The organism is Haloarcula sp. MBLA0138, assembly GCF_055632455.1.
Window position 1 is genome coordinate 2,851,873 of sequence record NZ_CM145746.1, and the last position, 22,219, is coordinate 2,874,091.

Annotated in this window: 20 protein-coding genes, 3 tRNA genes, 3 rRNA genes and 1 other RNA gene; 17 read left to right on the plus strand and 10 right to left on the minus strand. The window is 66.4% G+C overall.

Going from position 1 to position 22,219, the window contains the following annotated elements:
• The first annotated feature begins 46 nt into the window (after nucleotides 1–46).
• Nucleotides 47–685 carry a thiamine phosphate synthase gene (gene thiE, locus ACV7JO_RS15235; RefSeq protein WP_470354262.1) on the plus strand — a complete coding sequence of 213 codons (639 nt, stop codon included), beginning with the start codon at nucleotides 47–49 and terminating at the stop codon, nucleotides 683–685.
• Nucleotides 686–694: 9 nt separating this feature from the next.
• On the opposite strand, the gene ACV7JO_RS15240 is transcribed toward thiE, so the two are convergent.
• A complete protein-coding gene (locus tag ACV7JO_RS15240; protein WP_470354263.1) occupies nucleotides 695–943 on the minus strand; it encodes a glutaredoxin family protein in 249 nt (82 codons plus the stop codon).
• Nucleotides 944–1,018: 75 nt separating this feature from the next.
• Here ACV7JO_RS15240 and ACV7JO_RS15245 point away from each other — a divergent pair, with 75 nt between their 5' ends.
• On the plus strand, nucleotides 1,019–1,960 hold the full coding sequence (locus tag ACV7JO_RS15245; protein WP_470354264.1) for an oxidoreductase: 942 nt from the start codon (nucleotides 1,019–1,021) through the stop codon (nucleotides 1,958–1,960).
• Here the strand turns inward: ACV7JO_RS15245 and ACV7JO_RS15250 are convergent, their stop codons facing one another.
• Nucleotides 1,961–2,263 carry a cupin domain-containing protein gene (locus ACV7JO_RS15250; RefSeq protein WP_470355793.1) on the minus strand — a complete coding sequence of 101 codons (303 nt, stop codon included), beginning with the start codon at nucleotides 2,261–2,263 and terminating at the stop codon, nucleotides 1,961–1,963.
• Nucleotides 2,264–2,570: 307 nt separating this feature from the next.
• Between ACV7JO_RS15250 and pheS the strand changes: the two genes are divergently transcribed.
• Genes pheS through ACV7JO_RS15265 form a run of 3 tightly spaced genes read left to right on the plus strand, consistent with a single transcriptional unit; the run spans nucleotide 2,571 to nucleotide 6,023 of the window.
• Nucleotides 2,571–4,082, plus strand: a complete 1,512-nt coding sequence (gene pheS / locus ACV7JO_RS15255; protein ID WP_470354265.1) for a phenylalanine--tRNA ligase subunit alpha — start codon at nucleotides 2,571–2,573, stop codon at nucleotides 4,080–4,082.
• The gene (gene pheT / locus ACV7JO_RS15260) at nucleotides 4,082–5,869 is read left to right on the plus strand and encodes a phenylalanine--tRNA ligase subunit beta (protein WP_470354266.1); all 1,788 of its coding nucleotides are present in this window, start codon (nucleotides 4,082–4,084) and stop codon (nucleotides 5,867–5,869) included. The genes pheS and pheT overlap by 1 nt, the downstream gene beginning before the upstream one ends.
• Nucleotides 5,870–5,891: 22 nt before the next feature.
• A complete protein-coding gene (locus ACV7JO_RS15265; protein ID WP_470354267.1) occupies nucleotides 5,892–6,023 on the plus strand; it encodes a hypothetical protein in 132 nt (43 codons plus the stop codon).
• A gap of 33 nt (nucleotides 6,024–6,056) precedes the next feature.
• On the opposite strand, the gene ACV7JO_RS15270 is transcribed toward ACV7JO_RS15265, so the two are convergent.
• From ACV7JO_RS15270 to ACV7JO_RS15280, 3 genes are read right to left on the minus strand one after another with little or no spacing between them, the layout of a single operon-like run.
• On the minus strand, nucleotides 6,057–6,524 hold the full coding sequence (locus ACV7JO_RS15270; protein ID WP_470354268.1) for an RDD family protein: 468 nt from the start codon (nucleotides 6,522–6,524) through the stop codon (nucleotides 6,057–6,059).
• Nucleotides 6,525–6,563: 39 nt separating this feature from the next.
• The gene (locus ACV7JO_RS15275; RefSeq protein WP_470354269.1) at nucleotides 6,564–7,616 is read right to left on the minus strand and encodes a quinone-dependent dihydroorotate dehydrogenase; all 1,053 of its coding nucleotides are present in this window, start codon (nucleotides 7,614–7,616) and stop codon (nucleotides 6,564–6,566) included.
• A gap of 32 nt (nucleotides 7,617–7,648) precedes the next feature.
• Nucleotides 7,649–7,846, minus strand: coding sequence for a hypothetical protein (locus ACV7JO_RS15280; protein WP_004516407.1), 198 nt, complete (start codon nucleotides 7,844–7,846; stop codon nucleotides 7,649–7,651).
• Between the two features lie 249 nt (nucleotides 7,847–8,095).
• Between ACV7JO_RS15280 and ACV7JO_RS15285 the strand changes: the two genes are divergently transcribed.
• The 7 genes from ACV7JO_RS15285 to ACV7JO_RS15315 all read left to right on the plus strand — a co-directional run bounded on the left by ACV7JO_RS15285 (nucleotide 8,096) and on the right by ACV7JO_RS15315 (nucleotide 14,605).
• On the plus strand, nucleotides 8,096–8,404 hold the full coding sequence (locus ACV7JO_RS15285) for a non-histone chromosomal MC1 family protein (protein WP_470354270.1): 309 nt from the start codon (nucleotides 8,096–8,098) through the stop codon (nucleotides 8,402–8,404).
• A 651-nt stretch (nucleotides 8,405–9,055) separates the two neighbouring features.
• Nucleotides 9,056–10,527 (plus strand): 16S ribosomal RNA (locus ACV7JO_RS15290).
• 103 nt (nucleotides 10,528–10,630) lie between these two features.
• Nucleotides 10,631–10,702, plus strand: a tRNA-Ala gene (locus tag ACV7JO_RS15295).
• 201 nt (nucleotides 10,703–10,903) lie between these two features.
• A 23S ribosomal RNA gene (locus tag ACV7JO_RS15300) occupies nucleotides 10,904–13,827 on the plus strand.
• 127 nt (nucleotides 13,828–13,954) lie between these two features.
• Nucleotides 13,955–14,077: ribosomal RNA gene (gene rrf, locus ACV7JO_RS15305) — 5S ribosomal RNA — on the plus strand.
• Together the 16S, 23S and 5S rRNA genes with 1 tRNA gene alongside form the textbook arrangement of a ribosomal RNA operon.
• Before the next feature lie 142 nt (nucleotides 14,078–14,219).
• A complete protein-coding gene (locus ACV7JO_RS15310; RefSeq protein WP_470354271.1) occupies nucleotides 14,220–14,477 on the plus strand; it encodes a DUF5789 family protein in 258 nt (85 codons plus the stop codon).
• Between the two features lie 52 nt (nucleotides 14,478–14,529).
• Nucleotides 14,530–14,605 (plus strand) — tRNA-Cys (locus ACV7JO_RS15315).
• A gap of 20 nt (nucleotides 14,606–14,625) precedes the next feature.
• Here ACV7JO_RS15315 and ACV7JO_RS15320 read toward each other — a convergent pair.
• Nucleotides 14,626–15,825: an AGE family epimerase/isomerase gene (locus ACV7JO_RS15320; protein ID WP_470354272.1), complete on the minus strand. Its 1,200-nt coding sequence runs from the start codon at nucleotides 15,823–15,825 to the stop codon at nucleotides 14,626–14,628.
• A 114-nt stretch (nucleotides 15,826–15,939) separates the two neighbouring features.
• Between ACV7JO_RS15320 and ACV7JO_RS15325 the strand changes: the two genes are divergently transcribed.
• A complete protein-coding gene (locus tag ACV7JO_RS15325) occupies nucleotides 15,940–16,809 on the plus strand; it encodes a hypothetical protein (RefSeq protein WP_470354273.1) in 870 nt (289 codons plus the stop codon).
• Nucleotides 16,810–16,841: 32 nt separating this feature from the next.
• Here the strand turns inward: ACV7JO_RS15325 and ACV7JO_RS15330 are convergent, their stop codons facing one another.
• From ACV7JO_RS15330 to ACV7JO_RS15345, 4 genes are all read right to left on the minus strand, one after another.
• Nucleotides 16,842–17,057, minus strand: a complete 216-nt coding sequence (locus ACV7JO_RS15330; protein WP_470354274.1) for a DUF8123 family protein — start codon at nucleotides 17,055–17,057, stop codon at nucleotides 16,842–16,844.
• Nucleotides 17,058–17,186: 129 nt separating this feature from the next.
• A tRNA-Lys gene (locus ACV7JO_RS15335) sits at nucleotides 17,187–17,260 on the minus strand.
• Nucleotides 17,261–17,294: 34 nt separating this feature from the next.
• Nucleotides 17,295–17,969 (minus strand): DUF7119 family protein, encoded by a 675-nt coding sequence (locus ACV7JO_RS15340; RefSeq protein WP_470354275.1) that lies wholly within the window; start codon nucleotides 17,967–17,969, stop codon nucleotides 17,295–17,297.
• 66 nt (nucleotides 17,970–18,035) lie between these two features.
• Nucleotides 18,036–18,179 carry a hypothetical protein gene (locus ACV7JO_RS15345; protein WP_470354276.1) on the minus strand — a complete coding sequence of 48 codons (144 nt, stop codon included), beginning with the start codon at nucleotides 18,177–18,179 and terminating at the stop codon, nucleotides 18,036–18,038.
• 270 nt (nucleotides 18,180–18,449) lie between these two features.
• Here ACV7JO_RS15345 and ACV7JO_RS15350 point away from each other — a divergent pair, with 270 nt between their 5' ends.
• From ACV7JO_RS15350 to ACV7JO_RS15365, 4 genes are all read left to right on the plus strand, one after another.
• Nucleotides 18,450–18,797 carry a DUF8134 family protein gene (locus ACV7JO_RS15350; protein WP_470354277.1) on the plus strand — a complete coding sequence of 116 codons (348 nt, stop codon included), beginning with the start codon at nucleotides 18,450–18,452 and terminating at the stop codon, nucleotides 18,795–18,797.
• Nucleotides 18,798–18,883: 86 nt separating this feature from the next.
• The gene (locus ACV7JO_RS15355) at nucleotides 18,884–20,647 is read left to right on the plus strand and encodes a nitrite/sulfite reductase (protein ID WP_470354278.1); all 1,764 of its coding nucleotides are present in this window, start codon (nucleotides 18,884–18,886) and stop codon (nucleotides 20,645–20,647) included.
• Between the two features lie 129 nt (nucleotides 20,648–20,776).
• Nucleotides 20,777–21,163, plus strand: an RNA gene (gene rnpB / locus ACV7JO_RS15360) — RNase P RNA component.
• Between the two features lie 46 nt (nucleotides 21,164–21,209).
• Complete coding sequence (locus tag ACV7JO_RS15365; RefSeq protein WP_470354279.1) at nucleotides 21,210–22,211, plus strand: matrixin family metalloprotease; 1,002 nt, start codon at nucleotides 21,210–21,212, stop codon at nucleotides 22,209–22,211.
• Nucleotides 22,212–22,219: the final 8 nt, after the last annotated feature.

Below are 22,219 nucleotides of genomic sequence, written 5' to 3' on the forward strand. Positions count from 1 at the left end.
TCGCCGCCGGCGAAAGCGTCAGAAGGGGGCCGCCCGAACCCCCGGCATGGTCGATTGGGACGTGTACCTCGTGACCCAGCAGTCGCTCTCCGAGGGGCGCTCGACGCCGGACGTGGTCGAGCAAGCCGTCGACGGCGGGGTCGGTGTTGTCCAGTTGCGCGAAAAGGACCTGCCGGTCCGCGAGCGCTACGAGATAGGGCGGGAACTCCGGACCGTGACCCGCGAGGCCGGCGTCACGTTCGTCGTCAACGACCGCGTTGGGCTGGCACAGGCCCTCGACGCCGACGGCGTCCATCTGGGCGACGACGACCTGCCGGTCCCCGCGGCCCGGGACGTACTCGGCGAGGACGCCGTCGTCGGTCGCTCCGTCTCGTTCGTCGACGACGCCCGCGCGGCCGAGCGGGCGGGCGCGGACTACCTCGGCGTGGGCGCGGTGTACGCCACCGGGTCGAAAGACGACATCCCCGACGACGAGTACGGCATCGGCCCGGAACGGGTCGCCGACATCGCCGACGCGGTGGACATCCCGGTCGTGGCTATCGGCGGCGTCACCGCCGACAACGCCGACGCGGTGGCGGCCGCGGGGGCCGACGGCGCGGCGGTCATCACGGCCATCACGGCCGCCGACGACCCGCAGGCGGCGACGGCGGCCATCGGCGAGGCGGTCGCCCGGGGCCGGGACTGACCGCTCGGCCTAGTCGGTCAGCTTCTCGCGCAGGCGGCGCTCGTCGACGCGGTACTTGAACGCGGGCGTCCCGTCGAGCAGGACGTAGGGCACCCGCTCGCCGTACTCCGCGCGCAGGTCGGGGTCGTCGTCAACGTCCACGAGGTCGATGTCGACGGCCACGCCCGTCTCGTCGGCGACGCGCTCGATGGTCTCGACGGCTTCCGCACAGAGGTGGCAGTCCTCGCGCGTGTAGACGGTCACCGGAACGGCGCTCATCGTCGGTGCTAGCGGCCGTCCACTGAAATACGTCCGGACTCATCCCTTTTCAGTGTCCGCGCCGTACCGTGACCGATGACAGACTGGACGACAGCCGATATGCCCGCGCTGGACGACCATACCGTCGTCGTCACCGGCGCTAACAGCGGGCTGGGCTACGAGGGGACGCGGGCCTTCGCCGACGCGGGGGCGACGGTGGTGATGGCCTGCCGGAGTACGGACCGGGGCGAGCGCGCGGCCGACGAGATACGCCGAGCGGTCCCGGACGCGACGCTGGACGTGCGCGAGTGCGACCTCGGCGCGCTGGCCTCGGTCGCCGCCTTCGCTGAGGACATGGCCGCGGCCTACGACGCCGTCGACGTCCTCTGTAACAATGCCGGCGTGATGGCGATTCCGCGGACGGAGACCGCCGACGGCTTCGAGACGCAACTCGGCGTGAACCACTTCGGCCACTTCGCGCTGACGGGCCGGCTGTTCCCCCTGCTGCGGGCCACAGACGACGAGGCCCGCGTCGTCACGCAGTCTTCCGGTGCCCACGAGCAAGGCGAGATGGACTTCGCGGACCTCAACTGGGAGCGCTCCTACAGCAAGTGGGCGGCTTACGGCCGGAGCAAGCTCGCGAACCTGCTTTTCGCCTACGAACTCCAGCGCCGCCTCGACGACAACGGCGTCGCGGACGTGAAAAGCGTCGCCTGCCACCCCGGCTACGCCGACACGGACCTTCAGGCCCGGACCGGCCGCGAGAGCGCCATCCCATTCGCCGAACTGGGGATGAAACTCGCCAACGCCGTCCTCGCCCAGTCGTCCGCACAGGGGGCGCTCCCGATGCTGTACGCCGCCACCGCCGACGTCGACGGCGGCGCGTACGTCGGCCCCGGCGGCCTCATGAACATGCGGGGCAGCCCCGAGGTCCAGCGCTCGAACGCGGCCTCCTACGACCGCGACGACGCCCGTCGGCTCTGGGAGCGCTCCGTCGAGGCCACCGGCGTCGACTTCGATTTCGACGCCACGGCGTGACTACCGCGGCGGCGTGTAGACGTTCAGCGTCTCCAGCGGCTCGGCCCCGTCGTTCTCGATGCCGTGGCGCTCGCCGGCCTCGATACGAAGAAGGTCGCCCGCCTCGACGCGCTCGTCCGTGCCGTCGACGGTGACGACGGCCGTCCCCGAGACGACGAACAGCCACTGGTCGCTCTCGGCGTGGGAGTTGTCCGGGCCGCCGACCGCGCGACCGGGCTCGACGGTCATCTCCGCGACCTGTGCCTCCGCGGTCTCCATGACGACCTCGAAGTAGCGGTCGAACTCGACGCGGGCGCGTTCCATGCCGGCTCTGCGGGCCGGCCGGTCCTGTCGGTTTCGCTCCATCACAGCGACACAACGCTTTTCGTCGGCGCTCCCGACCGTCCCGGTATGGCATCCGAATCCCGTCGCGCCGGCGTCGCTCGCCAGCCGCACCGCCGTCCGGGATTTGGCTTCTTCGTCGCGCCCTGACGGGGCGCGGACTCGGGGGCGGTCGGGAGATCGCCACCGACGAAACGCCCCGGACGGGCCGGCGCGGCCCCGCACTTGGCCGCGCGTGAAGTGAGAACCGTTAACTGAGCGACCCGCCGTTATCCCGACAACGAACGACATGAAGCGACCACAGGCACAGGTGGCCGTGTTGCAGGCCGCCGACGCACGGGAGGACAGACGCATCGAGTCCGTCGCCGAGGAGGCGGACCTGAAACCCGAGGCTGCGACGCGGGCGGCCTTCGAACTCGAAGCCGACGGCCTCCTCGCCGTCAGCGAGGAGACCGTCGAACACTACGCCCTCACCGAGGAGGGGAGCCGCTACGTCCGCGAGAGCCTGCCCGAGCAGGACCTCTACGAGGCCGCCGTCGACGCCGGGGCCGACGAGGCCCCGGTCGAGATGGGGCAGGTCATCGGGGCCTCCGGACTGGCGGGCGGGGCCGTCGACATCGCGCTGTCGAACTACGCCCGCAAGGGGTACGGCGACATCGACAGCGGCGAGATAACCGCCGACCCCGACGCCGACGCCGGGGCCGACAGCGAGATGCACGCGCTCGAAGCCGTCGCCGACGGCCGCCCCGCGGACGCCGACGACGACGCCGTCGACCAGTTGGTGCGCCGCGGACTCCTCGAGACGAGCGAGGAGACGGTCCGCTCGGTCGTCCTGACCGACGACGGCGTCACCGCGCTGATGGAGGGTGTCGAGGCCGCCGAGACGGTCGACCGCGTCACGCCCGAACTGCTCACCAGCGGCGAGTGGGAGACCGTCGAGTTCACCGAGTACAACGTCGCCGCCGACGCCGAGGACGTGACCCACGGCAAGGAGCACATCCTCCGGCAGACGGCCAACCGCGTCAAAGACACCCTCGTCGGCATGGGCTTTCAGGAGATGGACGGCCCGCACGTCGACGCGCAGTTCTGGATAAACGACTGCCTGTTCATGCCACAGGACCACCCGGCGCGGACCCACTGGGACCAGTTCGCGCTGTCCTCGCCCGACGAGATTCAGCACCTCCCCGCGGACCTCGTCGAACGAGTCCGGTCGGCCCACAAGGAGGGTGTCGGCCCCGACGGCGAGGGGTACCACTCGCCGTGGGCGGAGGACGTGGCCCGCGGGCTTGACCTGCGCGGTCACACCACCTCGCTGTCGATGCGGTACCTCTCGGGCGAACAGGTCGGCGACCTCGACCCGCCCGAGCGGTACTTCAGCGTCGAGAAGGTGTACCGCAACGACACGCTGGACCCGACGCACCTGCTGGAGTTCTTCCAGATAGAGGGGTGGGTGATGGCCGAGGACCTCTCGGTGCGTGACCTGATGGGGACGTTCACCGAGTTCTACGAGCAGTTCGGCATCACCGACCTCGACTTCAAACCGCACTACAACCCCTACACCGAGCCGAGCTTCGAACTGTTCGGCACCCACCCCGAGACCGGCGACATCGTCGAGGTGGGCAACTCCGGCATCTTCCGGGACGAGGTGTTGGAACCGCTCGGCGTCGACTGCGACGTGATGGCGTGGGGCCTCTCCTTGGAACGCCTGCTCATGCTCATCTACGGCTTCGAGGACATCCGGGACGTGCACGGGACGCTGTGTGACCTCGAACTGCTGCGGGAGACGGAGGTGATGCACTGATGCCCGTCGTCGACGTCGACCCCGACGAACTCCGGCGCTTGACCGGCCACGACGAGAAGGGCGACGACGAACTCAAGTCGGACCTGTTCGACCTCGGTCTGGAGTTCGAAGGGTGGACCGAGGACGACGAGTTCCAACTGGAGTTCGCACCGGACCGGCTCGACCGCCTCTCGGTCGAGGGCGTCGCCCGGTCGCTGCGGTACCACTACGGCGACGACCGCGGCGTCTACGTCCCGACCACGAACGACCCCGAGTGGACCGTCCGCGTCGAGGACCAACCGCCCGAGCGCCCCTACGTCACCGGGGCCGTCGTCCGCGGACTGGACATGAGCGACGACGCCTTGGCGTCGCTCATTCAGATACAGGAGAAACTGCACGCGACGATGGGCCGCAAGCGCGCCAAGGGCGCTATCGGCGTCCACGACCTGACGATGCTGAAAGGCGGCGAGGCCCGTCCCGCGGGCGAACCGGACGAAGACGCCCCGGCCGACGGTCCGCGCAAGTCGGTCACCTACACCAGCGTCGACCCCGACGGGGAGACGTTCGTCCCGCTGGAGTCCGACCGCGAACTCACCCCCCGGGAAGTCGTCGAGGAACACCACATCGGACAGGACTACGCCGACCTCGTGGCCGACCTCGACCGCGTGCCCGCCATCTACGACAGCATCGGGCTGTTCTCGTTCCCGCCGGTGGTCAACGGCCGCCGGACGGAGGTCAGCGAGGGCTCCCGGGACCTGCTCATCGAGATGACCGGGACCGACCAGTGGACCATCGACCACATGTGTACCATCGTCTGCTACGCGCTCGAAGCCCGCGGCGGACGCGTCGAGCGCGTGGCAGTCGAGTACGCCGACGACGCCCCCGGCGAGCACGCCGGCCGCACGCTGGAGCGCCCGGACCTCGCCGTCCGGGAGAAGACCGTGACCCACGACCGCGTCGAGTCCGTCCTCGGCGTCTCGCTCGACCCCGAGGACGTCGTCGACTACGCCGAGCGCGCCGGACTCGACGCCACACCCGAGGGTGAGGGCGACCACCGGACCTACGAGGTCGGAGTGCCTCCCTACCGCGTCGACGTACTCCACCCGCTCGACATCGTCGACGACATCGGGCGCGCGCTGGGGTTCAACGAACTCGAACCGACCTACCCCGACGTGTCGACCGTCGGGGGCCGCCACGACCGCTCCCGGCTGGAGGACGCCGCCCGGAACGCCCTCGTGGGGCTAGGCTTCGAGGACCTGCTGAACTTCCACATGACCAACGAGGCCGAGAACTTCGAGCGGATGGGGCTGTCCGCCCCCGACGCCGCCGACGCGGCGGGCGCGGGCCCCCTCGGCGCGGCCCCGCCGGTCACCATCCAAGAGCCCTACAGCGAGGACTACACCGTCCTCCGGACGTGGGCGCTGCCCTCGCTCATGATGGTCCTCGAGAACAACACGCACCGGCAGTACCCACAGGACCTCTCGGAGATCGGGCTGGCGGCCCACGTCGACGACGAGGTCAACACCGGCGCGGCCGAGCGCCGGACGCTCGCGGCCGCGCTCGCGCGCACGGACGCCTCGTACGAGGACGCCAAGGCCCGCCTGCAGGCGCTGGCCGAGGCCTTCGACAAGTCGCTGGCGACGCCGCCGACGACCCACCCGTCGTTCATCGACGGCCGGGCCGCCGAGGTGGTACTCGACGGCGAGTCCGCCGGCATCGTCGGCGAGGTTCATCCGCGGGTGCTCGTCGAGCACGACTTAGAGGTGCCGGTGGCGGCCTTCGAGTTCCGGCTGGACGCGCTGGAGTGAGGACCGCGAACGACCGTCGGGAGTGAGCGGCTTTTTCGCCCACGTTTTTCGAGGCGCGGTCGTCGGAGACGACCCGACGCTGAAAAAGGTGGTCGAGCACGACTTAGAGGTGCCGGTGGCGGCCTTCGAGTTCCGGCTGGACGCGCTGGAGTGAGGACCGCGAACGACCAACCGGAGTGTGGACCGGTCACTCCTCGGGGTAGACGTACTCCACGTCCTCCGGGGGCTCGTCCTCGCGCTCGACGACGACCGTCCCCGAGAGCTTGTTGAACAGCCGCAGCCCTTCCTCCTCGTAGGCGAGCCACCCGACGAGTACGTCGAGCGGCAGGAGGAAGGCCTTCCCGAAACTCTCGATTGCGGCCGTCCCGTAGCCGATGGGGTCGCCCCGCTCGTCGGTGACAGCGATCTCCATCACCATCTTGCCCGCCGACTGGCCGCGCGCCCCCTCCAGTGCCGTCCAGTAGCAAAACAGCGCGAGGCCGTTCACACCGGCGAACGGCGACGACAGCGAGAGGCTGCCGGTCACGAGCGAGAACACGCCGACCACCTCGCCGAGGCCGGCGAGTATCGCGCCGACGAGCAACACGTCGACCAGCCACGCGAGGAAGCGGTCGTCCCACGAAGCGATACGCAGCGTCCGGCGCTCGGCGGTCATACCCGGGCTTCGCCGGCCGGTCACTTCAGGGTTGACCGGTCACAGGTTCGCGCCGACGGCATCGGCGACGCTGTCGAACCCGTCCTCGTCGAGCAGGTCCAACAGCCCCTCGTTTATCTCCCGGGCGATGGACGGACCGCGGTAGACGAGGCCGGTGTACAACTGCACCAGCGACGCGCCGGCGCGGATCTTCCGGTAGGCTCCCTCGGCCGTCGAGACGCCGCCGACGCCGACGACGGGCACGTCGACGCGCTCGGCGACGAACCGGACCGTCTCCGTCGCGCTGTCCTCGATGGGCTTGCCCGAGAGGCCGCCCCCCTCGGCGGCGGCGGGCGAGCGCAGGCTCGCGGGCCGCTCGGTCGAGGTGTTCGTGGCGACGACGCCGTCGAGGCCGAGTTCGGTCACGAGGTCGAGCGTGTCCGCGACGGCCGGCTCGGGGAGGTCAGGCGAGAGCTTCACGAGCAGCGGCGCGGCACCGGCGTCCTGCAACTCGGTCAGGATGGCCGCCATCGCGTCGCGGTTCTGTAGCTCCTCGAACCCCTGCGAGTTCGGACAGGAGACGTTGACGACGAAGAAGTCGCCGCCCTCGGCGACCCGCTCGTACGTCTCGCGGTAGTCCGCGGGCGCGCCCGCGGTGTCGACGTGTTCGCTCTTGGCGATGTTGACACCGACGGGGACCGGTGCGTCGGTGGCCGCGAGCCGCGGCCCGACCGCGGCCGCCCCCTCGTTGTTCAGCCCCATCCGGTTGATTATCGCTTCGTCCTCGCGCAGGCGGAACATCCGCGGGCGGGCGTTGCCCGACTGTGGGACGGCCGTGACGCCACCGACCTCGACGAAGCCAAAGCCCAGCGACGCCAGCGCGGTCGGGAGTTCGGCGTTCTTGTCGAAGCCAGCGGCGACGCCGACCGGGTTGGCGAACCGCCGGCCGAACGCCTCAACGGCCAACCGGTCGTCGTCGACCGTGTACCTGCGCGCGAGCAGGTCGGTCGCCGGCGTCCCGTCGACTGTGCCCAGCAGGGCGTGGACGAGGCCGTGGGCGGTCTCGGCCGGGAGTGAGAACAACAGCGGCTTGGCGATGTCGTACGGTCTCATGGGGTGTGTCCCGCACTTCGCGGCGACGGCGCTCAGAAGTCGTGTTCGACCTCTTCGGGGTCGGCCTTCTGGATGATTATCTTGTTGTCGCGGACCCGAACGAACACCTCGTCACCTATCTCCATCCCGGCGACTGCCAGCTCGTCCTCGTGGATGTTGATGTGAACGTTGTGGTACTCGCCGTCCTCGTCTTTGGCGCCACTCGGGCTGAGCTTCTTCTTTCGCACCATCGCGCTATCCTATTCCGTGCATCGCCGTAGGATACACTTAAGTCTACCGTGCGCGGCCCCGACACGGCGGCACCCGCTTGGCGCGCGCGAGCCAGCGGACCGCCGGAAACGCCCCCGTTTCGGCGGATTCTGCGGTCGATACCGGGGGGGAACAGCCGACAGTATATAAGGATACCCCGGGACGGCAGCGTCCTCGGGGGGTATATTTATGGTTGGTCATGTGCTGAGTTGACATGGAGCGGTGAAACCATGGCACGTGACAGTGACAAGCGCAACTTTGCGCTCCGCGACGACGGTGACGAAGAGAGCGTCTTCTCAGGCGGGACTCCCCGACAGGCCGCACTGAAAGCGGCCCGACGGCTCGACCCGGCCGACAGCGAAGACGATGCCACCCCACAGGAGATTCGGCTCCGCGAGAAGGGGACGAAGAAAGTCCACATCTACGAGGCGTGGGCGTGGGTCGAGTCGGCCCCCGACGACAAACCCGACTGGATGCCCGACGACATTACCAAGGGGAACGTCTCGAAGGAGGGAGTCGACCACCTCGACGAGATCTGACCCGTATACACCGGCGGTCGCTCTCACATACGAACTTCTGTGACACTTCGTCCCAGCGCCTGCGCCGTCCCCGCGAGCGACGCGTCGGCCGAGACGTCCCGTCCCCACCAGCGACGCCGTGTGGGACTCTCACTCCCGTGTAATCACCTGACGGGGCGGGTCCGGTCCGACGGGGTTAAGTGTGGCACTGCCATCGGATGGAATGCAATCGCGGTTCGGGGGCGACGACCCCGACCGGGCCGAACGCGCTCCGATGCCCTTAAGTGTAACAGGGTGTTCGGAACGTGACGCGAACAAGAGCCATGTCGTGCGGTTCGACGAAACTCTGGTCCGGTGCCCTTAAGTGTAACAGGGCACTCGGAAAGAACGCGAACGACGCCCGGTCGAGGGCCGACGAACCCCGACCGAACGGACCGAGGCGACACCACACGCCGACGCGTCTCGAAGCCTTTATGGTGGCTTCGAGACAACATGCAGGTCCGGAGTAAATGAGGATTCCACCCCTGCGGTCCGCCGTACAGATGGGATCTGATGTTAGCCCTGATAGTTCGGTGACACCCGGTCGATGGGTGTCCTCGAACGCCCTTCGATAGCGACCACACCCCTCGTGGGTGTGTTCCCGCCTAACCTCCCTGCACTCTCGCAGGGAACATTCCGGTTGATCCTGCCGGAGGCCATTGCTATCGGAGTCCGATTTAGCCATGCTAGTCGCGCGGGTTCAGACCCGCGGCATATAGCTCAGTAACACGTGGCCAAACTACCCTACAGACCGCGATAACCTCGGGAAACTGAGGCCAATAGCGGATACAGCTCTCAGGCTGGAGTGCCGAGAGCTGGAAACGTTCCGGCGCTGTAGGATGTGGCTGCGGCCGATTAGGTAGACGGTGGGGTAACGGCCCACCGTGCCCATAATCGGTACGGGTTGTGAGAGCAAGAGCCCGGAGACGGTATCTGAGACAAGATACCGGGCCCTACGGGGCGCAGCAGGCGCGAAACCTTTACACTGCACGACAGTGCGATAGGGGGACTCCGAGTGCGAGGGCATATAGCCCTCGCTTTTCTGTACCGTAAGGTGGTACAGGAACAAGGACTGGGCAAGACCGGTGCCAGCCGCCGCGGTAATACCGGCAGTCCGAGTGATGGCCGATCTTATTGGGCCTAAAGCGTCCGTAGCCGGCCGAACAAGTCCGTTGGGAAATCGACGCGCTCAACGCGTCGGCGTCCGGCGGAAACTGTTCGGCTTGGGGCCGGAAGACCTGAGGGGTACGTCCGGGGTAGGAGTGAAATCCTGTAATCCTGGACGGACCACCGGTGGCGAAAGCGCCTCAGGAAGACGGACCCGACGGTGAGGGACGAAAGCTAGGGTCTCGAACCGGATTAGATACCCGGGTAGTCCTAGCTGTAAACAATGCTCGCTAGGTGTGACGCAGGCTACGAGCCTGCGCTGTGCCCTAGGGAAGCCGAGAAGCGAGCCGCCTGGGAAGTACGTCTGCAAGGATGAAACTTAAAGGAATTGGCGGGGGAGCACTACAACCGGAGGAGCCTGCGGTTTAATTGGACTCAACGCCGGACATCTCACCGGCACCGACAGTAGTAACGACGGTCAGGTTGACGACCTTACCCGAGCTACTGAGAGGAGGTGCATGGCCGCCGTCAGCTCGTACCGTGAGGCGTCCTGTTAAGTCAGGCAACGAGCGAGACCCGCACTTCTAGTTGCCAGCAATACCCCTGTGGTAGTTGGGTACACTAGGAGGACTGCCGCTGCTAAAGCGGAGGAAGGAACGGGCAACGGTAGGTCAGTATGCCCCGAATGTGCCGGGCAACACGCGGGCTACAATGGCCGAGACAGTGGGATGCGATGCCGAGAGGTAGAGCTAATCCCCTAAACTCGGTCGTAGTTCGGATTGCGGGCTGAAACCCGCCCGCATGAAGCTGGATTCGGTAGTAATCGCGTGTCAGAAGCGCGCGGTGAATACGTCCCTGCTCCTTGCACACACCGCCCGTCAAAGCACCCGAGTGAGGTCCGGATGAGGCCACCATGCGGTGGTCGAATCTGGGCTTCGCAAGGGGGCTTAAGTCGTAACAAGGTAGCCGTAGGGGAATCTGCGGCTGGATCACCTCCTACAGAACGGGACTGAGGCTCTGCCTCAGCCCACCTATGGCGTTCGAGAACACCCGTCGACCGGGCACCTATGAACTATCAGGGCTAACACTTGCGGATCTGCCGGGCCCATAGCTCAGCGGCAGAGCGCCGCCTTTGCAAGGCGGAGGCCCTGGGTTCAAATCCCAGTGGGTCCATGTCACGTGCCAGCCCCGAACCGTGCCCCTTAAGTGTGGGACGGCGATGGGATATGGTACGAAGACCGGTGCACTATCCCGCGTGAAAGCGAGGATAGGAAGGGTCGATTCGCCCACCTCTCCCACCTTGGGGGCGAAGATGAAACCGTATGTACGTGCGATCCAGGCGTCCACTGGACTCGTTCAGTTCAACGAGTCACAACGACGTTGGCTACTATGCCAGCTGGTGGATTGCTCGGCTCAGGCGCTGATGAAGGACGTGCCAAGCTGCGATAAGCCATGGGGAGCCGCACGGAGGCCAAGAACCATGGATTTCCGAATGAGAATCTCCATCGCAATTGCTTCGCGCAATGAGGAACCCCGAGAACTGAAACATCTCAGTATCGGGCGGAAGAGAAAACGCAACGTGATGTCGTCAGTAACCGCGAGTGACCGCGACACAGCCCAAACCGAAGCCCTCACGGGCAATGTGGTGTCAGGGCTACCCCTCAGCGTCCGACCGTCTCGACGAAGTCCCTTGGAACAGGGCGTGACACAGGGTGACAACCCCGTAATCGAGACCACTACGACGTGCGGTAGTTCCAGAGTAGCGGGGGTTGGATATCCCTCGCGAATCTCGCAGGCATCGACTGCGAAGGCTAAACACAACCTGAGACCGATAGTGAACAAGTAGCGTGAGCGAACGCTGCAAAGTACCCTCAGACGGGAGGCGAAATAGAGCATGAACTCAGTTGGCGATCGAGCGACGGGGCACGAAAGGTCCCGCGACGAATGACCGAGGCGCGAGCCTCCAGTAAGACTCGCGGGAAGCCGGTGTTCCGTCGTACGTTTTGAAAAACGAGCCAGGGAGTGTGTCTGAATGGCAAGTCTAACCCGAGCATCGGGGAAGGCACAGGGAAACCGACATGGCCGCAGTCTTACGACGAGGGCCGCCGTGTTCAAGCGCGGGGAGTCATTCGGACACGACCCGAATCCGGACGATCTACACGTGGGCAAGGTGAAGCGTGCCGAAAGGCACGTGGAGGCCTGTTAGAGTTGGTGTCCTACAATACCCTCTCGTGACCTTCGTGTAGGGGTGAAAGGCCCATCGAGTCCGGCAACAGCTGGTTCCAATCGAAACATGTCGAAGCATGACCTCTCCCGAGGTAGTTCGTGTGGTAGAGCGACCGATTGGTGTGTCCGCCTCCGAGAGGAGTCGGCGCACCTGTCGAACTCCAAACGCACGAACGCTGTCGACGGAGGGATTCCGGTGTGCGGGGTAAGCCTGTGCACCAGGAGGGGAACAACCCAGCGGTAGGTTAAGGTCCCCAAGTGTGGATTAAGTGTAATCCTCTGAAGGTGGTCTCGAGCCCTAGACAGCCGGGAGGTGAGCTTAGAAGCAGCTACCCTCTAAGAAAAGCGTAACAGCTTACCGGCCGAGGTTTGAGGCACCCAAAATGATCGGGACTCAAATCCACCACCGAGACCTACCCGCACCTGTCAGAAGGTGACCGAGTAGATTGGCGCTCTGATTGGATGGAAGCTCGGGCGAGAGCTCGCGTGGACCGATCAGTGACGAAAATCCTGGCCATAGTAGCAGCGATAGTCGGGTGAGAACCCCGACGGCCGAATGGACAAGGGTTCCTCAGCACTGCTGATCAGCTGAGGGTTAGCCGGTCCTAAGTCATACCGTAACTCGACTATGACAAAATGGGAAACGGGTTAATATTCCCGTGCCACCACACAGTGAAACCGACGCCCTGGGGTCGACCACGCTGGGCACTCGCCCAGTCGAACCGTCAACCTCCGTGGAAGCCGTAACGGCACGAAGCGGACAAACGGCGGGATAGGGCAACGTGGTTCAACCTGGGGCCCGTGAAAAGGGAGTGTGGTGTCCGTACCGAGATCCGACACAGGTGTCCATGGCGGCGAAAGCCACGGCCTGTCGGGAGCAACCGACGTTAGGGAATTCGGCAAGTTAGTCCCGTACGTTCGCAATAAGGGATGCCTGCTCCGGAACGGAGCAGGTCGCAGTGACTCGGATGCTCGGACTGTCTAGTAACAACATAGGTGACCGCAAATCCGCAAGGACTCGTACGGTCACTGAATCCTGCCCAGTGCAGGTATCTGAACACCTCGTACAAGAGGACGAAGGACCTGTCAACGGCGGGGGTAACTATGACCCTCTTAAGGTAGCGTAGTACCTTGCCGCATCAGTAGCGGCTTGCATGAATGGATTAACCAGAGCATCACTGTCCCAACGTTGGGCCCGGTGAACTGTACATTCCAGTGCGGAGTCTGGAGACACCCAGGGGGAAGCGAAGACCCTATGGAGCTTTACTGCAGGCTGTCGCTGAGACGTGGTCGCCGATGTGCAGCATAGGTAGGAGACGTTACACAGGTACCCGCGCTAGCGGGCCACCGAGTCAACAGTGAAATACTACCCGTCGGTGACTGCGACTCTCACTCCGGGAGGAGGACACCGGTAGCCGGGCAGTTTGACTGGGGCGGTACGCGCTCGAAAAGATATCGAGCGCGCCCTACGGCCATCTCAGCCGGGACAGAGACCCGGCGAAGAGTGCAAGAGCAAAAGATGGCTTGACAGTGTCCTTCCCAACGAGGGACGCTGACGCGAAAGCGTGGTCTAGCGAACCAATTAGCCTGCTTGATGCGGGCAATTGATGACAGAAAAGCTACCCTAGGGATAACAGAGTCGTCACTCGCAAGAGCACATATCGACCGAGTGGCTTGCTACCTCGATGTCGGTTCCCTCCATCCTGCCCGTGCAGAAGCGGGCAAGGGTGAGGTTGTTCGCCTATTAAAGGAGGTCGTGAGCTGGGTTTAGACCGTCGTGAGACAGGTCGGCTGCTATCTACTGGGTGTGTCTGGTGTCTGACGGGAACGACCGTATAGTACGAGAGGAACTACGGTTGGTCGCCACTGGTGTACCGGTTGTCCGAGAGGGCAACGCCGGGCAGCCACGCGACACGGGGTAAGAGCTGAACGCATCTAAGCTCGAAACCCACCCGGAAAAGAGACACCGCCGAAGGTCCGCGTAGAAGACGCGGTCGATAGACTCGGGGTGTACGCGTCGAGGTAACGAGACGTTGAGCCCGCGAGCACTAACAACCTGAAGCCATCAATCATACGCACTGTGACTCGATTCACCGACGATTCGCTCGTCGGACTGAACGAGTCCAGGCGCAATCTGGATCGCACGTACGAGACACAACCGAGACCGGTATCCTCGCGGTTCGACTCCGCGACTCGGCGTTAGGCGGCCATAGCGGCGGGGTTGCCTCCCGTACCCATCCCGAACACGGAAGATAAGCCCGCCAGCGTTCCGGGGAGTACTGGAGTGCGCGAGCCTCTGGGAAACGCGGTTCGCCGCCACCACTCATACTCTCATTCCACTTACACGCCCGCGAGACGCATCCACGCGTCTCGCACGGGCATCACACTTCACGCCCGAACAGACGCTTCACCCGTCCCGTGTAAGCCGCGGGTAACTATGCGTGCACCGGCCGTAGCCGCGCGTATGTCACGCGCGGTCAGGCTCAACGAACTCGCGGAACTGTTCGACGGCGCGAGCTACCCGCTCGCCGTCGCTGCCGCGCGAGCGGAGTTCGACGACGTGAAACTGGTCTACGCGGACGGCTCGGAGTCGCTGACCGCGGTGCTGGACCGCGTCGAGACGGTCCAGTTCGACTCGCCGTCGGACGCCCAGACCTCGATTCTCAACGTCGTCCCGGTCGAAGGGGTGGGAGAACCGGGTCAGTCGGAAGGCGAAGGGTAGGGCCGGCCGAAGTCGCTAGCCTTAAGCGACCGACTTCGCTACGAGTAACTGCGCCAAGGTGGCAGAGTCCGGCCTAACGCAGCGGCCTGCAGAGCCGCCCATCGCCGGTTCAAATCCGGCCCTTGGCTTCTTCCTCTCGCCCGTAGCACTACGTCCCGCCGGTCACCTGCAACACGTCGTAGCAGGCCCCGAGCGGGTGGTATCCGGTCTTGACCTCCGGCGTCGAGTCGATGTCGTCGTGGACCGCGCCCTCGCGGGTGAGTTTGAAGAACCAGTTGCCGTACTTCCGGTTGACGAGGTTGTCCCACGCGTACGTCCAGATGCGGTCGTACCACTCCCAGTACCGCTCGTCGCCGGTCAGTTCGGCCAGTCGGGCGGCGGCCGCGAACCCCTCGGCGTGTTTCCAGTAGTACTTGTCGGCGGCGATGACTTCGCCGTCGCGGTCGAAGTTGTAGACGAGGCCGCCGTGTTCGTCGTCCCAGCCGTTCTCGACGGCGGCGTCGAAGAAGCGCTCGGCCCGGTCGACCAGCCAGTCCTCGTCGCGGTACTCGGCGAGGTGACAGAGCAGTTTCGCCCACTCTAGCAGGTGTCCGGGCTGGTACCCCCACGGACGGAACAGGTGGGTGGGCTGGTCCTCGTTGTACGTCCAGTCGTGGTCCCAGTCCTCGGTGTAGTGTTCCCAGAGGAGGCCGTCGCCGGCGTCGGCGAGCGTCAGGGCGAGGTTCTCGGCGATGGTGTAGGCGCGGTCGAGGTGGGCCTCGTCGCCGGTGGCCTCGTAGGCCGCAATGAACGCCTCGCACATGTGCATGTTCGCGTTCTGGCCCCGGTAGGACTCGACGGGCTCCCAGTCCGCGTCGAGTTTCCCCCGGCAGAGGCCGTGGTCGGGCTCCCAGAAATGGTCGTTGACGAGCGCGACCGTCTCGTCGATGTGGGCCGCCGCCCGCGGGATGTCGGCTTTCGCGGCCGTCGACAGCGCGAAGAGGACGAACGCGTGCCCGTACGCGGTCCGCTGGGGGTCGGCAACCGAACGCCCTTGCAACAGCCACGGGTAGCCGCCGTCGTCCTGCCGGTGGGCTTCGAGCAGGAAGTCGACGCCGTGGTGGGCCGCCGAGTGACACCAGTCCGGCCCGCCCAGTAGCTTGCCGACGCTGAAGTTGTAGACGAACCGCGCCGTCGAGACGAGCAGTTTGTGCTGTCCGTCGTAGACGTGGCCGTCGCGGTCGCTCAGCTGCGAGATGTAGCCGCCGTAGCGGTGGTCGATGCAGTCCGGGTAGTAGAAGTTCAGGAGGCCCCGGACGTGCTGTCCGAGCCAGCGTTCGTCCCGGTGGACGCCGTCCAACGTCGTCATGGACGCTACAACAGGCAAGGCGAACTTATGCCTTCTGTCGCCGGAGACGGCGGCCCCGGGCGGTAGGACGCCGAAAAGTAATCGTTAAACCGCGGGCAGACTGACCGTCCGAACATGCAACGACGAGCCGCGGCGGCATACTTCGTGTTCTTCCTCGTCGTCAGTGTCGCAGCCTACGCGTACATTGGCGTCGCGGAGAGCCAGCGGCCGGTGGTTTCGGAGCCGCTCGACCCGAGCGCGGAACTGGAAAACGGTAGCACGTTCGAACTCGGTTCGACGACCTACACCGCGTCGAACATCGTCCTCTCGGGCGGTGGCGGCGGCCACGGCGGCGGCGGTGGCGGGTCGATGGCGGCTGACCTGACGTGGACCAACGAGTCGGCTCGCTACACCGCGACGCTGGACAACGGATCGACGGTCTCCCGGTCGAACACGACCTACCTCGTCGAGACGAGCAACGTCAGCGAGTCGGTGACGCTGACCGAGCAGTTCAACGTCTCCCAGTTGGTCGCGACCGACGACGCCGTGACGGGTATCGTCTCGGACGACAACGGGACCCAGTACGTCCGCTACCGGAACGGCTCGACGCAGTTGCTCTCGGAGTGGCTCCCCGCGCGTGAGACCCAGACGTACCAGCGGGGCGGTTCCTACGCCTACCAGACCGACGGCGGGAGTCAGGAGACGACCATCGTCGCCGTCTCGAACAGCAGCGCCACGCTGGAGTGGTTCGCTCCCGAGGAGCGCTCGGTCGAACTCGCCGAAGGTGGGAACGTCACTCTTTCGGGCCAGCAGTACTTCGCACACTTCCCGGACCACCACTCGGTCTCCGTCGTGAGCGTCGACCAGTACGGGGCCTACCAGTCCCAACTCGCCGCACAGGACTACTTCCACGAGCGCAAGAACGGGCTGTGGGGTATCTCTATCCTCTCGGGTATCGCGGCCGTCCTCCTTCTCGGGATGGCGTACATGCCGACCCGCGGATAGAACCGCTCGACGTTTTTCGTCGTGTTTCGCCGCTACTCGCCGTTCGAGACCGCGAGGTACACCAGCCCGGCACCGATGGCGGCCATCAGCACCGCGCCGCCGACCTGCACGCCCGCGGTAACGACGCTCGGGAGCGTCGCCCACGGTGTGCCGGCGATAGTTCCGAGCGCGGCCAGTACGAGAAACGCCCCTGCGGCGACGCCGAGGGGTTTCGCGGGGTCGTCGATGCGGTCTGTCAGCGCGTTCATACCCGACCGCTGGACCGGTGCGGTGGTAAAGGGACCGGTCTCGCTCCGGTGGCTTCGCCGCGGTCCCCGGTTCGCTCGTGCCGTAACCCGTCTCCGTAGCGGCTACGCTCCTCACGTTCGTCGCAGGAGCGGGCCGGGAGGGAGTTGAACCCCCGACCATCTGGTTAAAAGCCAGACGCTCTGCCTAACTGAGCTACCGGCCCTCGATAACGGGTGGGGGGAGGGTACGCTAAGGCCTTACGGTCCGTCGTCGAGCGTCGTCTCCAGCGACTCGCTGACGAGCGCGCTCGGGGTCGTATCGTCGAGCGCGGCCTGTCGCCGGAGTTTGCAGTAGGCGTCGCGGTCGAGCGAGACGGTCACCCGGCCGAGGTCGTAGCCCGACGCCCCGAGAGCCGCCTCGACGCTCTCGCCGTCGTTGACTCGGCTGGCGACCGCGCGTATCTCCCGGACGGTGAGGTCGTGGTCGAGGACCGCCCACGCCAACAGCAGGCGCGCTTGACCGCCGACGCGGGCGATGTGTTTGGCGGCCGTCGGGGCGATCTCGCCGCGGGCGACGTGGATACGGATGGAGCGTGGGAGGTCGTGGACTCGCGACCACTTCCGGATGAACGAGACGGTCGCCTCGCCGCCGGCGCGCTCCGCGGCGGCCTTGTACGACCCCTCGCCCCGGACGAGCGCCGCACAGGCGGCGGCCCCGCGGAGCATGTAGACGTTGTCGTCGGCACCGGCGGTGTTCTCGGAGAACCGGCGGACGGTGTCGGCGGCGAGTTCGAGACTCTCCGGGTCGTCCGGGTCGAACTCGACCGCCTCGTCGGCGTGCTGACCGGTAAGTCTCGGGTCGCCGCGGATGACCGGCTTCCCGACCGGTGACTCTCGGTCGGTCGGCGTCTGCTCGTCGGGCCCCTCTGACATCGTCCACCGGTACGGCGCCACCGTACAAAAGCACCCGGTCGTGCCGACCGCGTCGCCCGAAGCGCCTCAGTCGTCGGACTCGCTCCCGCGCTCTTCGCTCATGTGTTCCCAGATCTCGGTACACCCGCACCCGTCCTCGACGTCGTCGAGGTGGTCGGTACTCGGCTCTTCTGCCTCCGCGTCGTCGTGAGTCTGTTGTGCGTTCGTCATCGTTGCGTTCGTGTGACGACACCGCGCCGTCACAGCGTGTCGGTACACCACTGTATGACCCACTCCTCCTTAAACGCGCACTCCCCTGTAAACCCTACCAGCACTGCGGCTTACCGGAACATGTTGCTGCCATCTCGGACGGCCGGGAACCGACGACGTGTCGTGGCACCGGGGCACAGTCACCGCCCGACGGGACCGGTCTCCGCTGACTGCCGGCGAAAATTGCGAGCGCCGACGGCCTGACCCGTGTCGGTGACCTAATGAGATGTAATGACGACGGACGTTCACCAACTCGACGACGGGGCGTGGATTTCGGTCAACGACTCCCGGGAAGTGAACGTCTCCGACCTGTGGTTGTTGGCTCGAAGCGACTTCTGCGGGTGTGAGACGACGGATTTCCTCGCGGAGGGGTTCGCCGAAGTCAGCGTCGACCACCCGGACATCCAGACGCGCATCGCCGGCCGGTGTATCGCCTGCGGCGAGGAGGGCGTCACGGACTGGCTGACTGTCGGGCGTGTCGTGGAGCCCGAGACTGGCGATTTCTACGGAGTCGACACTCAGAGCGTCCATATACCGTCGAAACGCACCCGTCTGGCGTCGCCCGAGAACAAGCAATAAAATCCTGTTTTAGTGAGCGGGGGAGACGGTTGACGGCAAGGCGTGTTGTATAAGGATGGGTGGCTAGTGGTGGGACACAGCCAGCCATGCCGAGCAAAGTAGAGAACTGGAAAAGCGAGATCTACGGTAACGAGATACGCGAGCACCTGATGGAGTTCGCGGAGGAGGGGTGGGACGCCATCCCGGAGGACGAACACGACGCGTGGTTCGAGCGGTTCAAGTGGTGGGGCCTGTACCACCAGCGCTCCGGGCAGGAGTCGTACTTCATGATGCGCATCGGGACGCCGAACGGCGTCATCGAACCGGGGCAACTGGAGGTCATCGGCGAGGTGGCGAAGGAGTACGCCACCGGCCCCGCCGACAACCCCGAGTTCGGCGACGCCTACTGTGACTGGACGACCCGCCAGTCCATCCAGCTCCACTGGATAAAGATAGAGGACATCCCCGAGATATTCGAGAAGCTCGAATCCGTCGGGCTCTCGACCCAGCAGGCCTGTGGCGACTCGTGGCGCAACATCGTCGGCTGTCCGGTCGCCGGCAAGGACAAACACGAGCACGTCGACGCGTGGCCCGTCGCCGAGGACCTCCACGAGACGTTCAAGGGCGACGACGACTACGCCAACCTCCCGCGCAAGTGGAAGGTCTCGGTCACGGGGTGTGACGAGGGCTGCGGGCAGGGCGACATCAACGACCTCGCCTACGAGCCCGCGGAGAAGGACGGGGAACTCGGCTTCAACGTCCGCATCGGCGGCGGTCTCTCCCGGAAGGAGCCCCGCCTCGCCCGCGACATCGACGTGTGGGTCCCCCCGGAGAAAGCGGCCGACATCGGCCACGGCATGTCCGCGCTCTTCCGCGAGTACGGCGACCGCGAGGACCGTTTCAACGCCCGCATCAAGTTCCTCATGGACGAGTGGGGGCCCGAGAAGATGCGCTCTGTCCTGCAAGAGGAGTTCGTCGACTTCGAACTGGAGACGGCGGGCGAGGACATGCGCGACCAGTACACGTACAACGCCGGCGGCAACGAGGGCCACGACGACCACGTCGGCGTCCACGAGCAAAACGACGGCAACTACTACGTCGGCCTGAACGTGCTGGTCGGCCGGATGGGTGCTGACGACGTGCTGGAACTGGCCGACCTCGCCGACGAGTACGGCTCCGGCGAGGTCCGCCTGACCCAGCGCCAGAACATCATCGTCACCGACGTGCCCGAGGAGAACCTCGACGCGTTCACTAGCGAGCCGCTGCTGGAGGACTACTCGCCCGAGCCCTCGCCGTTCATGCGGGGCTCTATCGCCTGTACGGGCACGGAGTACTGCTCGCTCTCCATCGTCGAGACGAAGAACCGGCAGGTGCGGTACGCCCGCTGGCTCAAGGACAATGTCGACCTCCCCGCGGACCACGAGGACTTCCACATCCACCTCTCGGGCTGTACGGCCTCCTGCGCCCAGCCCCAGATAGCCGACGTGTCCCTGCGGGGGATGAAGACCCGCAAGGACGGCGAACCGGTCGAGGCGCTGGACATCGGGCTCGGCGGCGGCCTCGGCGAGGACCCGCGCTTCGCCGACTGGGTCGAGATGCGCGTCCCCGCCGACGAGGTGCCCGGTGCCATCCGCAACCTCGTGCACAACTTCACGGACCTGCGCGAGGACGGCGAGACGTTCCGCGAGTTCGTCGAGTCCCGCGACGAGGACACCCTCGCCGACCTCGTCGAACCCGAGGAGACCGACTACGACGACCCGTACATGCACAACACGAAGATGACGTGGTACCCCTACGTCGACGACGACGACATGAGCGCCTCGCCCGCCCCGACCGACGGTGCCGGCGAGCCGCTGCCGTCCGACGACTGACGGCTGTCACAGCGAGCGTCCGGCGCTCGGCATCGGCTCCGTTCTCTTCGGTCGTCGCCCGGCGGGACCCGTCCACCGGGACGGCCCACAGAAGCAAGCGTTATCACCGCGACTCGTCTACCACCGCTCGGCAGCGGGAGGCCGGCTCCCGTGCCGCGAGGCATGAGGAAAGTCCCCCCACCCGTCGGACGGGTGACCGGGCGCAAGCCCGGGGCGGGAGACCGTCGGCGATGGAACAGCAACGACACGTCGTCGCCGGACCGATGAGGTGTGCGAACCCCGAACGACGGTGACCGCGGGCGCTGGCGCGCCCGTCCCACCCCAAGCGAGGGGGAGTTAACCCACCGAGGACCCACGCGGGTCACCACGCCCGCGCCGGCGACGGACCGATGGAACGGCGAATCCTCACCGGTGCAAGGCCGCGTCGACAGGTAGTCCGACGCTGCGCGCGAGCGCTGGACGCGGCCGCTGAGCTGAATGCCGGCTCGAACAGAAGGGGGCTTACTCCCCGCAGCCGTCCCGTGACACAACCGACAAATAGCCACGCGGCCACCTCCCGGTGATGGACCGACGGACCGCTGCCGCGGTCGCGCTGGTCGCGCTGGGTGTCCTCGCCGGCTGTGGCGCGCTCTCGGACCCCGCCGCCACCGACGGGGCCGACGCCGCCCGCGCCGACACGCACCCCTTCGCCGGCGAGCGCGTCGTCGTCGCCGTCGACGGCACCGACCGCGAGCGCCGCCTCGTCGCCGACGGCGCGGCCTACTGGGAGCGGGCGGCCGCCGAGCACGCCGGCTTCGACGTTTCCTTCCGCGTGGTCGCCGCCGACGCGACGCCCGACGGCGGTCCCACCGTCCGCGTCGCGTTCGTCGACCGCATCGGCGACTGCGGCTCGGAGCGCTACCCCGCCGGGTGCGCGCCGCGTCTCACCGCCGACACCGCGTTCGACCCGCCGGCACGGGTCCGCGTCGAGTCCGGCTTCGCCGACGAATCGACGCGGCTGGTGGTCCGCCACGAGTTCGGCCACCTGCTCGGGTTGGCACACGACGACCGCCCGCAGGACGTGATGCGCCACCAGCGGGAACTGGCGACGCTCCCGCGGCCCAACGCCACCGAGCGCCCGCTCCCGTGGACTGACCCCACGGTGACCGTCGCCGTCGACGACAGCGCCGTCCCCGAGTCCGAGCGGGCGGCCGTCGACCGCGAGGTGGCGTACGCGCTGGACTACTTCCGAGCGGGTGCCGGCGGGGCCGTCCCCGCGAACCTGACGGTCCGACGCGTCGACGACGCCGCGGCGGCCGACGTGGTCGTCCGCCCGGTCGAGGCCGCCGACTGCCGGCCCGACCCCGGTTCCTGTCTCCTCGTCGAGGGCCCGGACCCCGACGCCGACGGGGCCGTCGAGAGCTACACCCGCGTCGAGATACCGCTCGTCGCGCTCGACACCGAGGCGACCGGCTGGCACGTCGCCTCGCAGTTCGCCCGCGCGGTCGGCCTGACCGGCGACGAGATGCCCGCGCCGCTCCGGAACGCCACCTACGCCGAGCGACGCGGGGACTGGCACGGGTAGCCCGCCCC

What these genes read in the sequence shown, in the direction of transcription:
- ACV7JO_RS15245 (WP_470354264.1), top strand. Translation starts at nt 1,019, where the DNA reads ATGACAGACTGGACGACAGCCGATATGCCCGCGCTGGACGACCATACC.
- ACV7JO_RS15365 (WP_470354279.1), top strand. Translation starts at nt 21,210, where the DNA reads ATGGACCGACGGACCGCTGCCGCGGTCGCGCTGGTCGCGCTGGGTGTC.
- ACV7JO_RS15345 (WP_470354276.1), bottom strand. Translation starts at nt 18,179, where the DNA reads ATGACGAACGCACAACAGACTCACGACGACGCGGAGGCAGAAGAGCCG.
- ACV7JO_RS15320 (WP_470354272.1), bottom strand. Translation starts at nt 15,825, where the DNA reads ATGACGACGTTGGACGGCGTCCACCGGGACGAACGCTGGCTCGGACAG.
- ACV7JO_RS15240 (WP_470354263.1), bottom strand. Translation starts at nt 943, where the DNA reads ATGAGCGCCGTTCCGGTGACCGTCTACACGCGCGAGGACTGCCACCTC.
- ACV7JO_RS15340 (WP_470354275.1), bottom strand. Translation starts at nt 17,969, where the DNA reads ATGTCAGAGGGGCCCGACGAGCAGACGCCGACCGACCGAGAGTCACCG.
- ACV7JO_RS15250 (WP_470355793.1), bottom strand. Translation starts at nt 2,263, where the DNA reads ATGGAACGCGCCCGCGTCGAGTTCGACCGCTACTTCGAGGTCGTCATG.
- ACV7JO_RS15285 (WP_470354270.1), top strand. Translation starts at nt 8,096, where the DNA reads ATGGCACGTGACAGTGACAAGCGCAACTTTGCGCTCCGCGACGACGGT.
- pheS (WP_470354265.1), top strand. Translation starts at nt 2,571, where the DNA reads ATGAAGCGACCACAGGCACAGGTGGCCGTGTTGCAGGCCGCCGACGCA.
- ACV7JO_RS15330 (WP_470354274.1), bottom strand. Translation starts at nt 17,057, where the DNA reads ATGAACGCGCTGACAGACCGCATCGACGACCCCGCGAAACCCCTCGGC.
- ACV7JO_RS15325 (WP_470354273.1), top strand. Translation starts at nt 15,940, where the DNA reads ATGCAACGACGAGCCGCGGCGGCATACTTCGTGTTCTTCCTCGTCGTC.
- ACV7JO_RS15350 (WP_470354277.1), top strand. Translation starts at nt 18,450, where the DNA reads ATGACGACGGACGTTCACCAACTCGACGACGGGGCGTGGATTTCGGTC.
- ACV7JO_RS15270 (WP_470354268.1), bottom strand. Translation starts at nt 6,524, where the DNA reads ATGACCGCCGAGCGCCGGACGCTGCGTATCGCTTCGTGGGACGACCGC.
- ACV7JO_RS15355 (WP_470354278.1), top strand. Translation starts at nt 18,884, where the DNA reads ATGCCGAGCAAAGTAGAGAACTGGAAAAGCGAGATCTACGGTAACGAG.
- ACV7JO_RS15275 (WP_470354269.1), bottom strand. Translation starts at nt 7,616, where the DNA reads ATGAGACCGTACGACATCGCCAAGCCGCTGTTGTTCTCACTCCCGGCC.
- ACV7JO_RS15280 (WP_004516407.1), bottom strand. Translation starts at nt 7,846, where the DNA reads ATGGTGCGAAAGAAGAAGCTCAGCCCGAGTGGCGCCAAAGACGAGGAC.
- ACV7JO_RS15310 (WP_470354271.1), top strand. Translation starts at nt 14,220, where the DNA reads ATGTCACGCGCGGTCAGGCTCAACGAACTCGCGGAACTGTTCGACGGC.
- thiE (WP_470354262.1), top strand. Translation starts at nt 47, where the DNA reads ATGGTCGATTGGGACGTGTACCTCGTGACCCAGCAGTCGCTCTCCGAG.
- pheT (WP_470354266.1), top strand. Translation starts at nt 4,082, where the DNA reads ATGCCCGTCGTCGACGTCGACCCCGACGAACTCCGGCGCTTGACCGGC.